Origin of the sequence: Bombella pollinis, from assembly GCF_026385485.1 — a bacterium.
Taxonomy (GTDB): domain Bacteria; phylum Pseudomonadota; class Alphaproteobacteria; order Acetobacterales; family Acetobacteraceae; genus Bombella; species Bombella pollinis.
In genome coordinates, this window is the sequence record NZ_JANIDX010000005.1 from 114,685 (window position 1) to 128,162 (window position 13,478).

Here is a 13,478-nt window from a genome sequence, read left to right on the forward strand (position 1 = left end):
ATGGCCTCAGCTTACAAAAAAGCTGCCAGCTTCCTTAAAGGACTGGCAGCTTTTTTGTACCGCTTATATGGCCATTTTAATGGCGGCGGTCTCGAATCTTTACATAAGCTATGGCCGCATGCTCAGCACAATAAGGCTTGCCCGCAAGAGGGGTAGCCCCACAAAAATGAAACTCCGGCGTACCAGGATCCCCATGGGGCCATTGGCATGTTGGCCCTTGTCGTGTGGAGCGATCCATCACCTCCCGTACCCGGCGCGGCGGCGCAACCTTACGCGGCGCAGCCACAACAGCAGGGCGGCTCGCCTCCTCTACATCCTTTAATGCTGGCTCATCAACCGCAACTGTCTTTTGAGGGGTAGGCGGTACCGCCGGCACCTCCTGCGGCTTTGAGGCAAGCTTCTTCGGCTTTTCTACCTTCGCCTTCTCCTCCACAGGGGGCGTAGCGAACAGCTCCTCCGTCACAGCGGATGCCTTTTTCTGCTTCGCTGTGGCAGCTGGGGCCTCTCCCTCAGCAGTTTTTTTAGCACGACTAGCACGCGGGCGCGCAGGCTTGGCCCCGCCCTCCGTAGCGGTTTTATTACGGATGGGGGACGGGCGCGAGGGTAAGTTAAGACGATGAGCCTTACCAACAACCGCATTTTTTGTAATAGAAAGCTGACGGCCAATCTCCGCTGTGGAGAGGCCTTGCTCCCACAATTCTTTAAGACGAGCAATCAGCTCATCTGTCCATTCCATAGCCATTGCTGCTCTCTCCACTCCTGCCCGTAGCGTTGTTACGGGGCTCTTATGCTACGCTTTTATCAGGAAAATAAGGTTAGCTCAAAACTAACCTTTCTGCCCCATATTCATAGGGGCATGAGCCCCCCGCTCAATAATCCGCAACTGCCCTTTTTCCACACATAAAACGGTCTCACCACGCAAAAGAGCTTGCGCCTCCCGGCCGAATAAACGCGCCCGCCACCCTGTCAGGACAGGTAAGTCCTGCTCTCCTTGGACCAGACGCTCCAGCTCCTCAGCAGAGGCAATAAGCCGTGAGGCCACCTTGCCTTCCTCACTCCGCACAGTAAGAAGCACCTTCAATAAGGCTAATACTCCTGCCGGAGCGCGCGGGCCATCGCCTTTGCGGCGAGAGGGAAGCTCTGGCCGAGCTTCCTCTGGACATTGCTCACCTTGCTGCACTGCTGCCAATAAAGCCCGCCCTAACGGCCCTTCTGCAAACTCCGCCGTCACCCCGCGAATCCGAATCAGCTGGGCTATAGTATGCGGATGGGCTGCGGCAATCTCCAACAAGCTTTCATCACGAATAATGCGCTGACGCGGGACATCCTCTTGCTGTGCTGCCCCTTCGCGCCATGCGACAATCTCCCGCAAAATCGCAAGAACTTTGCGGTTATGCGTCCGTGGCTTTAGCTTCTTCCATAATTTTTGCACATCAGGCCGGAACACACGCTCATCTGCCAAAGCAGATAATTCATCCTTAACCCATGCAAGCCGCCCTTGCTCCTCTAACTGATGGAGGAGCATCTCATAAATCACCCGCAGATGCGTTACATCAGCACTTGCATACGCAATTTGCGCTTTTGAGAGCGGACGCGCCGCCCAATCACTAAAACGATGCGATTTATCAATCGACTGCCCCGTAAGGGAGGCTACGAGGTTATCATACCCCACTTGCTCCCCAAAACCCGCCACCATAGCCGCTACTTGTGTATCAAACACATTAACGGGCAACCGCCCAAATAAATGCAGGAAAATCTCTAAATCTTGCCGTGCTGCGTGGAAAACTTTCACACAATCTGGCTCAGCCAACAAAGCCGCCAAAGGGGAGAGGTCTATCCCCGGTACGCATGTATCAATCAAGGCAACATCATCTACCCCGCCAAGCTGTACCAAGCAGAGACGTGGCCAATAGGTCCTCTCCCTAACAAACTCCGTATCTATCGTAACAAAAGGCTCATGCTGCAATTTAGCGCATATAGAGGCCACCCCGGCAGAGGTGGTTATCATAACAGGGGCCGGGAACACTCGCTTTTTAGACATACCCCCTCTTACACCCTCCTACAAAAGCTGACCATCTCTCTGCCGCACGATAACACCATAAAAAAGCTCGGCAATGCAGGAAGACCCCCTCCCTGTTACCGAGCTTTCATCTCTACCTTAGTGCGCAAAGCGCATCAGGCTGATTAACCGATATGAGAGTCCAACCATACTTTAAGCTGGCTCTTCGGCAATGCCCCCATCTGCTGCGCAACGGGCTTACCCTCCTTAAAGAGAATTAAGGTCGGGATGCTCCGCACACCAAAGGTTGTTGGTGTCTCTGGGTTAGCATCAATATCCAACTTCGCAACGGTGACACGGCCTTTATAATCCTTGCCGACTTCCTCTAACGCTGGGGCAATCATCCGGCATGGGCCGCACCATTCTGCCCAAAAATCCACCAGAACATAGCCTTCTGCCTTCAGCACATCATTCTCAAAGGCTTGATCCGTCACTGCAATCGTATGTTCACTCATCGTACACTCCCCCTCGGACTCTCTATAAACTCTCACATCCTGTTGTCCCTGCCATAGTTCAGAGACGCTGACCACTGGGCTACTCAACAAAGCAGCTTTGCTCTTGAGCCACTTGAACGCTCTTTTACCCAGAAATGTGAACTCACCTAGTACGCTTATCCATGCCGTTGATGCTGCTCCTTGGGAAATCGGTATTGTTGGTCTGAATTATATGTAAATCCTATAAATCATTGCCCTTAGCCAACTCTCTACCTTACGGACTGCAACGCTTCCTCCAATAAGGCGGGAGGTAACTCTGTTGCCAACGGGCCATCGACCCATACAAGGAAGCACCGTGCCTCATGCCCCGGATAAAGCCCTTGCATAACACGCCGGTAACTCGCCATCTGCGCCCGATACGCCGCCGGAATACGCCCCGGTTGGGAAGGAACATGACCCGTTTTATAGTCGCACAGCCACACCGTTTGTCCATCAAAACAAAAGCGATCGACCTGACCCAACACAACGCGGCCTGTGCCATCTCCCGCACGGCCCAACGTCCCTGATATGCCTTGCTCGGCTCGGCTTCCCGGCCCAAAAAGCGGGGCTAATAAAGGCATCTCCACAATAGAGACCACTTGCTTTGCAAGCTGTATAATCTCCACCTCATCCACACCCGGCATCGTATGCCGCAACCATGATTCTGCTTTCTCCTGCCGCTCTAACGCCGCAATATCGGGGAGGAATTGCAACAGGCGATGGACCAGCACACCCCGCTCCATCGCATCTTGCCGCCGTTTAACAGGCTGTGGAATCACCAACCCCTCACGCATAATCTCCAAAGGTGAACGCGCTGCTGGTAATGGACCATAAGCCGCACTATCAGGCCGACTCGGTGCGAGCGGGCGGGCCAACGCATCCTCATGCGGGGCGGGCTGTATCTGCCAATCAGGGGCATGGCCCATCCACTCCGGCAAAATGGGGGGAACCACCGGATGAGGCTCTGCTACTTTAGACGAGACCGCCGCCTCGACAGGCCTTTCCAGCACGATCCTCTCACCCTCCCATCCTCCCTCAAAGGGTGAAGCAACCGGCTGATAGGAAGCCAAACGCTCGATTGTCTGACTTTGAAGTGCACGCAAGCCCTGATAGCAATAGTCATACCATGTGGGGATTTTAGGGGCTTGCTTCGGCTCCCACCCACAAATGAGCAACGCATCACTCGCCCGTGTTAGAGCCACATAGAGCAAGCGGTTACTCTCCTCCCTCTGGCGTTCCTGCTCTTGCGCGCTGTAGAATGTTGTTTGCTCTGAATGCATTTTCGTCTGCGGGACCCATAACGGCCCCTCTACATCATCTCCCTCTAGCCCAGCCCATAATAAAGGATCAGCTTTGCCGGGGCCGTGCGTTGTATGCGGTAGAATAACAAGCCGCGCTTGCAACCCTTTAGAGCGATGAGCCGTCATTAACCGTACAGCATCAATCACCGTCTCAGCTTCACGCTGGCTCTCCACCGTACTGGCACGCAACCATTGCAAAAACCCTTGCAAGGATGGGGGATGTTGCGTCTCATAGGTTAAAGCTGCTGTAAGAAGCTCATCAATCGGCTCTGCAGCTTCAGGCCCAAGGCGAGAGAGGAAGCGTGTGCGCCCGCCTTGTATGCCAAGGGCCTGCACGAGAATCTCATAGGGCGTGTCATAATCTACGCGCTTATAAAGGCCCTGCAAGCACACCCAAGCTGCATGCCAGTCTGGCCGTTCCTCATGGCGTTGATTTAACACACTCCAAAGCGGAACCTGCTTGAGAGCCTGTTTTTTGCCATCCCATGTCGCCAAATCCATGAGCGATTCATCACTTAGCCCCCCAAAAGGAGAGGTCAGCACGCTCGCGAGGCTTAAATCATCCTGCGGCAAAAGCAACGCATCACAAAGCGTCATAAGGTCCTGCACGGCTGCTTGCTCCACCAGCCCAGCCCGAATGAAGCTTGCCACAGGGAGGCCGCGCGTCTTTAAAGCCCGGATGAGCATCCGCAAGAAAGGCGAGCGTTTCGGCACGAGAATCATCACATCCCCGGCTTTTAGCGGGGCTGCGCCGGGCTGTAAGGGTTGGCCTATCTGCTGTTGGATATAATGCGCTAACGCATCAGCAAGACGTTGGGGGGCACTGCGCTGCTCCTCATTTTTATGAGGGGCCCGCCATGGGTTATTCTCTGCTGGTTCTATTATGTCCAACTGTGACGCTATTTGAGCATCAGCAGGGACAAGCGGCCATAACTCCACACGCCCCCCACCGCCAGAACGTGCCGATTGATGGATAAGCGGGGCTCTATCCCCTGCCTCCCGCAAACCATCAATCGCCTGCCGCGCCCCTTCTTGTTCCCCCGTAAAGACGGCATCAACCATTGCCAAAACCGGCGGCAGAGAGCGGAATGAGACATTCAACTCTGGCTCCCGCCATAAAAGCCCGGCCTCTTGCACACGATGTGCAAAAATCTGCCGCCATTTATGAAATTGCTCTGGCTCCGCCCCTTGGAAGCTATAAATCGACTGCTTAAAATCCCCCACCGCAAAGACTGTCCTAGGCCGTGGCGTATCCTCCCGCCCCCCGATGCCGGAGAAGAAATCGGCCGTCAAAGCCCCGGCAATCTCCCATTGCAGGGCGGAGTTATCTTGCACCTCATCTAACAAAAGATGGTCAATCCCCCCATCTAATTTATAGAGAACCCACGCCGCCCCCGGCTCCTGCAAGACATCCCGCGTCCGAGCGATGAGGTCATTATAATCCACAACGCCGCGATTCTTCTTATCATCCTCAAAGCGCATCATCACAGGCATAGCGAGGGCGAGAAAAGCGGTATTCACCTCCAATAAACGCTGAGCGCGTATAGAATCCTCTAGCCCTTCTTGACGTTTGGCTTCGTCTATGAGGCGTTCTGCTAAATTCGGTGCTGCCTTGCGGGCCTTTGCCCCTAGATGGCGGCTTAAATCGCGTATCTCTCCCTTATCAGTAAAAAGCAGCCCTGTAAGAACAGCTCTATCCCTCTGGGCTGCGGGCTTACCCAACCAGCTTAAAATCTCCTCAAATTGGGCACGTTTTGTCTCTGCCAATGCCGGTAAGGCTTCTTGAATATCCGCCCGCCATGCTGCCTCATCTTTAAGGCTACAAGCCTCTTTAAGCACGTCATCCGTACCGTGGCTTCCACACGCTAAAAGCCTTTGATAAGCCTGCTTAACGCGCTCTGGCTCATGCTGCCATATCTTCAAAAGCGGTTGGAGAAGGCCAGATTGCGCATTGCACTGCCCTAAAAGCCCCATCAATTTATCAAAGCCTGTCAGCCCTGCCAGCACCTGCACCGGGTCTTGATGGCGTGCGAGGCTCTCCTCCAACGCATGGCGGAGAGCAAGCTTTGTATCAGCCTCCTCGATGAGCGAAAAATGAGGGTCTAATGCCGCCTCAAGCGGGAAACGCCGTAATAAAGATTGGCAAAAAGCATGGATGGTCTCAATCTGCAATCCACCCGGCGCGTCCAGAACTTTTAGAAAAAGCCCACGCGCACAATCCCGCGTTTCTGCTAGATTAGGGACATCTAACGCCGTAAGGGCTTCCCCTAATGCCTCATCAGAAAGGGAGACCCACCGCCCAAGATACTGCTGCAAACGATGCGCCATCTCAGCCGCAGCAGCCTTAGTGTAAGTTAAGCATAAAATACGCGAAGGGGCCGAGCCTTCGAGCAATATAAGCTGCCCATCCTCACCGGGATAGGCGATGGGCAACATAAGCCGCAACAGCCGGTCAATCAGCAACTTCGTCTTACCCGACCCTGCAGAAGCCGACACAAAGGCCGAGGCCATAGGGTCTGATGCTAATCTCTGAGCCTCATTGGCCTGTTTAAGAGCCTCTTGATGCGCGCTCATGCTTCATCCCCTCCCGCAAGACGCCATTCCGCTACACGAGCTAGCTGCGTATAATCGCTATAACGTGCCTCCCGCCCCGCCCATGGCTGGGAGCGATAAGGCCGGTTAGGCTCATCATAATCTGCCAATAGCTGGCGTAATTGCTCCAAAGCAGGGCCTATAAGCTCCCCCAACGTCGCCTTTGCTTTGGCAGAGGGTATGCGCACCTCCTCACCCGGTGTCTCTCCCCCGCTTAACCGCCAATAACGCAACGCCTCAACCTCCATGGCGGGTAAGCCCTCAAAGGCCCCTTTGGCTAAGAGCGCAGCTTCCAGCACTAATTGAGATGACCACCCCGCAACAACATCCTTTTGGGAAGGAAGCTGACCTGTTTTATAGTCAAAAAGACGCCCTTGCGGCTCTTGTCCCGGCTCTGCCAGCACGTCAATCCGGTCGGCTCGCCCTGTGATGTAAAACGCCCCGCCCGGTAAATCCCGCATGACGTAATCCAACGCAATTTCCGTTTGCGAGGTGCAATTCACCCGCCCGGCATTCCGCCAACTTTCTCGCTCTAACACCCAATCGGCAATGCGATGCAGGCGGGGCCGCCACCAACTTGCAAGAGCAGGATGGACTTGTGCCTCATCCAACGCGTCATCAAAATAACGATGCAAATGCTCTGAAGCCTGATCGGACCACGTTGTGGGATAACGTGCCATCATGCGCTCTAACGCACCATGAACAACCTTCCCATAATCAACATGCTCTGCTCCTTCCTCCAGCGGGGCAAGGGCTTTTAAGCCAAGGACATACCGTGCATAAATTGCATACGGGTCCAGCTTTAACGTATCAATCCGCGTAATGCTCAAACGGCGTGGGCGCAAAGCCAAGGGCGGCTTTGGCTCTGGCGGGGCAACGGGGCGTGCCTCCCCCACAGGCATATCCAACATCGCTTGCCATGCTAGGGCGGGATGCTCTTGTAAAGCGTGGCCTTGCCCCTCCAAAAAAGCAGAAAGACGCATCACCCACCGCGCAGGGACCGTGGGCGCACCATCGCGCCGCTGAGCGTAAGAGAGAACAACATGCGCCGAGGCAAGAGCGGCCATAACAAAATCATGCGCTTGGGCTCCGATCTTCCGCTCTGGTGAGGGCAGCCCCACACGCTGGCGCATCGGGCGGCTCATCCACGGGCCGGAATCAGCAACGGGAGGCCAAACACCCTCATTCAACCCACCCAGAATTACGGTATCAAACGCTAAAAGCCTGGCTTCCAACACCCCATAGATAGCAATACGCGGATGAGCAAGCTCCACACCATCTTGATAGCCCCGCAAGCCCGTCAAACTCTTACCAGCCATGCTCGTGGTCAAGAACCCATCTAACGCGCTGAGAGGTTGAGGGGGAATGTCCCCTGTATGGCTCATCAATTCCACAAAATGCCGGGAGAGCGTACCGCCATCCTCCCCACGCCACAAGCGAGAGCCGGGGCGCGCTTGGTCGGGGCCGTCTCCTTCCTCCTCCGTAGCGGCGAGGGCTTCCGCTGTTTGGAGCAAAGCTGTCAGCATCTCCGGCACGCGTGCTGTAGCCTCTAATGCCCGCATCGGAGCAAAAGCGGCCTCTAAGGCTGCCAAGAAGCTCTCTAATGTTTCAGGCTGGTCTGGCGCATCAGCTTGATGCCCATAATCCACCCTTTGGGACTCCTCCATCCTCTCCAAAGCCTGACGCAAGCCCTCCAACCCCGGCTGCGGAGCAGGGCCACGCAAAAGCCGCCGCTCTAAAAGGCGGGCACTCGCCCGGGCACGTCCGGGGCTCATTCCTAGAGCCGTCAATGGATGTTTGAGGACAGAGAGCAACGCCACCGGGCTGAATTGCCGTGTCACCGCCTGAGCAATAAGGCGCATAAACACAGCACTAGGCGTGCGAGATAAAGGCTCGCCCGCACTATCATCAGCATGAATCCCCAAACGGAGCAGAGCCGCCCTCACACGGTCTGCCAAAGCACGATCTGGCGTGACTAATGCGCCAGAACGACCCGGCTTACCCGCCACATCCCGCAAGATAAGCGCAATCGCCTGTGCCTCCTCTTGGGATTCCGCAGCGGGTAGAATGGACAAACCTTCATAACACGCTGCTATATCGGCCAAAGGCTGGCCCCAAGAGGCAATTCCCGCTTCTGGCACCATCACACATTGGAAGAGCCGCTCCCGCGCAGGCCGCTGCACACGCCCCCATTGAGCGATACTGCGCCGCTCTATCCCCATTTGCTCCAACACATCTCGGAACAAAGCTTGCGGATGTGTGGGGGGGAGATGCTCCCACAAAGCATCCTCCATCTGGCAATCCACCCCTTGGAAGACCACCATCCCACGCGGTAAGGCAGCCACCGTGCCTAACATCGCCGCTACGCCTGCCGAGCCATCCACAAACCCTACAGCCCAAAGCGGATAATCTGGCGGCATCGTTGCCCAACACCGCGCTTGCGCCTCAATCAACGCGACCTGGCGAGCCATGATATTGCTCCGCTCCTCCTCTTTGAGGATGGCAGGCCATGCTTCCGTTACAATTTTGAGGAACTCTAACGTCTTTTGCCAATGCCCAGCAAAATCATCCGCAACGGCATTCGGGAGAGCCTCATATAAATCCACCCCGCTGCGCTCAGCATCATCCATAAGCTCTGCTAACGCTTGGGCTAATGGCCATACACGATCAATCGTCCCACCCTCACGACCAGAGACCGTAGTGAAAAAAGGGGCCGCTAAAATCAAACGCGCAAGAATGGCTAAGCGAAAAACAGGCCCTACAGCGGGGGGGAGGGCCTCATCCAACGCCATGGGGAAAAGCGTTTGCTGCTCCACATCGCTCAAAGAAACAATAGCCGGTAAAAGAGCAGGGCGGCCATCTAGCACACGCAAAAACGCTTCCATAAGGGCGCGTGCCACACGGCGACCGGGTACAAGGATGGTTCCGCTATGCCCCCCACGCCGCATCTCATCCCCTGCTTCCTCCCCATTACGGGCTAGCCATTGATGAACCACTTCATCCAAAAACGCACAAGAGGCGGGGATTGTCGCACTATTCATAGGGGTATGAGAGGCCATCAGCTTTGATTTCCCTCATACATCATCGCAAGCGTATCTAAGCGTTCTTCTGGCCAACCATGAAAAGCTATATGCCGCTCTTGCTCCGTTGCGCCCGGTGTAAAGGTGAGATGAAACGCCCCCTCTGGCAGCAATTCCGCCGCGCGGTCTGGCCATTCCACCAGCATAATACCTTCACAAGCATCATCCCACGACAACTCATAAAGCTCATCGGGGCTGGAGAGCCGCCATAAATCATAATGAAACACCAACCCCAATGTTGTGTTATAGGACTGTACTAACGCAAAAGTCGGGCTGGGAACCTCCAACGCTTCATCATCAGCAAGGGCGCGAATCAGGGCACGGGCAAAGCTGCTTTTGCCTGCCCCCATCTCCCCATGCAGGGCCAGACAATCCCCCCGTTGCAACAAACCCGCCACATGCCGGGCAAAAACCGCCGTTTGCTCTGGGGAGGAAAGACGCACATCCATCAGCAAAACCACCCTCTACCGCTCTTTATGCCCTATTCTTTAACTTTATGGGCTTATAACATAGCACAATAATACCCTGTAAATGACGCGCAAAAGGCATCACCCCCTACTCCCCGCGGCAAAAAATGCTTATGGAGACGATTATGACACATTCATCTGCCACCCACACAACCGACATCGCCATTATTGGCGCAGGCCCCGCAGCTCTTTTTGCCGCTTTTGAATGCCGCATGTTGCGCCTCGACTGCATCTTAACTGATGTTCTTGATTGTGTAGGGGGGCAATGCGCGGCCCTGTACCCTGAAAAGCCGATTTACGACATCCCCGCTCATCCTTCCATCACGGGGGGGGATTTAATCGCTGCGTTGGAGGAGCAAATCGCCCCCTTTAACGTCCCGCGCCTCCTTGGCAGCCGCATCAGCCAGCTAGAGGGGGAGGCTGGGGCCTTTACCCTGCGTAATGAGCGCGGCGATGTCATCCACGCGAAAGCCATCATCATCGCCGCTGGGGCTGGGGCCTTCGGCCCGAACCGCCCTCCCCTAGAGGGGCTAGATGTTTATGAACGCAGCGGTAGCGTGCAATATTATGTAAAAAAACGTGCCGCTTTTGAGGGTAAACGCATTGTCGTAGCAGGTGGTGGTGATTCCGCCTTGGATTGGGCATTATCCCTCTCCGACATTGCCGAGACGCTCTATCTCGTCCACCGGCGGGACCGCTTCCGTGGGGCCCCGGAGACACTGGCCCAAATCGAAGCCAAAATTGAAGCTGGTGCGATTGAGAAAATCGTCCCCTATCAACTTCATGGCCTACGCGGGACTGATGGGCAGCTCAGCCATGTTGAGGTCATTGCACTAGATGAGACCGTCCGCGCCTTAGAAGCTGATGTGCTACTGCCTTTTTATGGTCTTTCAACCGACCTTGGCCCTGTGGCCTCATGGGGGTTGGAGACGCAGCGCAGCACGATTGCAGTAGAGCCTGCCACCATGCAAACCAACTTAGAGGGCATCTTCGCCATTGGTGATGTGGCGCATTATCCCGGCAAAATGAAGCTCATTCTCCAAGGCTTTTCCGAAGGGGCCGTAGCAGCCCATGCCGCACACCATGTCGCTCGGCCCGATAAAGCCTTGCGTTTTGAACATTCCACTAGCCGGGGCCAGCCGGGTAAGGTCTGACCCCTCCCCGCTGCCCTCAGGCAATCTCTTTTAGAAAAACAACCTTAGAGGCCCCACCTTCCACGAGGGTCTCGATAGCCTTGTTGAACACACGGCCATGCTCGGTCCCCATATGGGCCTTAAAGGCGGCCTCATCGCGGTAGCTTTCCTCAACATGAAAGAGGTCCGGCTCAGCCTCTAACGTATAGACCACAAAGCGCACACAGCCCGGCTCGGCACGAACATTCTCGGCCAAAGCGGTAAGCAGACTGGCCACCTTTTCCCGATGGCCGGGTAGAGCCTTCATCGTGGCATAAAGGTTTTTCGCCATGACGCATTCATCTCCTATCATATGAAGAAAAGGCCGAGACAATAATGCCCCGGCCTCCCCTTTGTTACACGCTCTCACAAATGGGCGAAAGCTTAGCCCTTCGCACCGCGTGCCGCACGCTTACGCTCGTGCGGGTCCAGATACCGCTTACGCAGACGAATCGCAGAAGGTGTGACCTCCACCAGCTCATCATCCTCAATGTAAGCAATGGCCTGCTCAAGGCTCATCTTACGCGGAGGAACCAGCACAACGGCGTCATCCTTGCCAGAGGCCCGCATGTTCGTAAGCTTCTTCTCACGCACGGCATTCACCTCTAGGTCATTCTCACGGGAATGTTCACCCAGAATCATGCCAACGTAAATCTTCTCACCCGCATCCACAAAAAGTGTCCCACGGTCCTGAAGCGAGAACAACGCATATGGAGTCGTTGCACCATCTTCAGCAGAGATGAGGGAGCCATTACGGCGGCCTTCAATCGCACCAGCGTGAGGCTGATAGGAATGGAAGAGACGGTTCATCAACCCAGAGCCACGTGTATCGGTGAGGAACTCACCATGATAGCCAATCAATCCACGCGATGGGATCATGAAGGTAAGACGGACTTTATCCCCACCGGATTGACGCATATCCTGCATCACACCCTTACGCAGAGACATCTTCTCCACCACAACGCCGGAATAAGGCTCGTCCACATCGATGACGACCTCCTCAAACGGCTCCTCCTGCTCGCCTGTCTCCGGATTCTCACGGAACAACACGCGAGGCCGACCAATGGTCAACTCAAAGCCTTCACGGCGCATATTCTCAATCAATACGCCAAGCTGAAGCTCACCACGGCCTGCGACCTCAAAAGCCTCGCTCTCTGGGCTTTCTGTCACCTTAATAGCCACATTACCTTCCGTCTCCTTAAAGAGGCGGTCACGAATCTGGCGAGAGGTCACCTTCTTGCCCTCACGCCCCCCGAGCGGACCATCATTAATACGGAAGGTCATAGAGAGAGTCGGCGGGTCAATCGGTGTGGAGGGCAGCGGCTCCTCAACAGAAGGCTCGGCCAATGTATCAGGGATCGTAGCTTCAGAGAGACCAGCAATCGCAACAATATCGCCCGCCTCAGCTTCCTCAACAGGCACACGCTCCAACCCACGGAAGGAGAGAAGCTTGGTGATGCGGCCTGTCTCGACCACACTTCCATCAGCCCGCAGCGCACGGATGGGCATGTTCACCTTCGCCCGCCCCTGCTCAATACGGCCTGTCAGGATACGGCCAAGGAAGTTATCGCTCTCCAAAATTGTGGAGACCATCGCGAAGGGCTTATCTTTATCCAGCCCGGGGCTGGGTACATGCTCTAAGATAAGGTCAAACAAAGCATGAAGATTCTCACGCGCGCCCTCTAGCTCCCGGTCTGCCCAGCCTTGGCGGCCAGACGCATAGAGCATCGGGAAGTCGAGCTGCTCATCATTCGCGCCCAATGCTGCAAAGAGGTCAAACACCTCATCATGCACCTCATCAGGGCGGGCATCGCCACGGTCCACCTTATTAACAACAACCATCGGGCGCAAACCACGGGCCAAAGCCTTACCCAACACAAACTTTGTTTGCGGCAAGGCCCCCTCGGCAGCGTCCACCAAAATCACAGCACCATCAACCATGCTCAGGATGCGCTCCACCTCGCCGCCAAAGTCGGCGTGGCCGGGTGTGTCGATGATGTTAATGCGGGTATTCTTCCATACAACGGACGTACATTTAGCGAGGATAGTAATACCACGCTCACGCTCTAGGTCGTTGCTGTCCATCGCCCGCTCGGTGACGGCTTGATTCTCACGGAATGTGCCCGATTGCTGGAGAAGCTGATCCACCAGCGTTGTCTTCCCATGATCGACATGGGCAATAATGGCGATGTTACGGATGTCCATAGACGATCTTTCAGGAAATAACAGAGTAAAACAGAATGATGCCCTTACTGCACCGAAACTGATTTTTTTGCAAATCCGAACCGTGTATGAGACGAGCATAAACATAGATTTTATGCCATAACCCCAGAT

General features: G+C 55.2%; 9 protein-coding genes. 1 reads left to right on the plus strand and 8 read right to left on the minus strand.

The annotated features are described in order from the left end of the window. Positions 1 to 76: 76 nt before the first annotated feature. The 6 genes from NQF89_RS06275 to tsaE form a co-directional block, all read right to left on the minus strand. Positions 77 to 736 carry a GcrA family cell cycle regulator gene (locus NQF89_RS06275; protein ID WP_196424625.1) on the minus strand — a complete coding sequence of 220 codons (660 nt, stop codon included), beginning with the start codon at positions 734 to 736 and terminating at the stop codon, positions 77 to 79. 90 nt (positions 737 to 826) lie between these two features. Then, on the minus strand, positions 827 to 2,041 hold the full coding sequence (gene rnd, locus NQF89_RS06280; protein WP_266137788.1) for a ribonuclease D: 1,215 nt from the start codon (positions 2,039 to 2,041) through the stop codon (positions 827 to 829). Positions 2,042 to 2,184: 143 nt separating this feature from the next. Continuing rightward, entirely contained in the window at positions 2,185 to 2,514 is a 330-nt protein-coding gene (trxA, locus tag NQF89_RS06285) for a thioredoxin TrxA (protein WP_155573790.1), read from the minus strand. A 248-nt stretch (positions 2,515 to 2,762) separates the two neighbouring features. Then, the gene (gene addA / locus NQF89_RS06290) at positions 2,763 to 6,407 is read right to left on the minus strand and encodes a double-strand break repair helicase AddA (RefSeq protein WP_266137789.1); all 3,645 of its coding nucleotides are present in this window, start codon (positions 6,405 to 6,407) and stop codon (positions 2,763 to 2,765) included. Next, a complete protein-coding gene (gene addB, locus NQF89_RS06295) occupies positions 6,404 to 9,484 on the minus strand; it encodes a double-strand break repair protein AddB (protein ID WP_266137790.1) in 3,081 nt (1,026 codons plus the stop codon). The genes addA and addB overlap by 4 nt, the downstream gene beginning before the upstream one ends. Further along, on the minus strand, positions 9,484 to 9,966 hold the full coding sequence (tsaE, locus tag NQF89_RS06300) for a tRNA (adenosine(37)-N6)-threonylcarbamoyltransferase complex ATPase subunit type 1 TsaE (RefSeq protein WP_266137791.1): 483 nt from the start codon (positions 9,964 to 9,966) through the stop codon (positions 9,484 to 9,486). The genes addB and tsaE overlap by 1 nt, the downstream gene beginning before the upstream one ends. Positions 9,967 to 10,097: 131 nt before the next feature. Between tsaE and NQF89_RS06305 the strand changes: the two genes are divergently transcribed. Then, complete coding sequence (locus NQF89_RS06305) at positions 10,098 to 11,126, plus strand: NAD(P)/FAD-dependent oxidoreductase (RefSeq protein WP_155573792.1); 1,029 nt, start codon at positions 10,098 to 10,100, stop codon at positions 11,124 to 11,126. Between the two features lie 16 nt (positions 11,127 to 11,142). Here NQF89_RS06305 and NQF89_RS06310 read toward each other — a convergent pair whose 3' ends face one another. Then, a complete protein-coding gene (locus tag NQF89_RS06310; protein WP_180794229.1) occupies positions 11,143 to 11,436 on the minus strand; it encodes a putative quinol monooxygenase in 294 nt (97 codons plus the stop codon). 92 nt (positions 11,437 to 11,528) lie between these two features. After that, positions 11,529 to 13,349: a translational GTPase TypA gene (gene typA, locus NQF89_RS06315; RefSeq protein WP_155573793.1), complete on the minus strand. Its 1,821-nt coding sequence runs from the start codon at positions 13,347 to 13,349 to the stop codon at positions 11,529 to 11,531. Between the last annotated feature and the right edge of the window lie 129 nt (positions 13,350 to 13,478).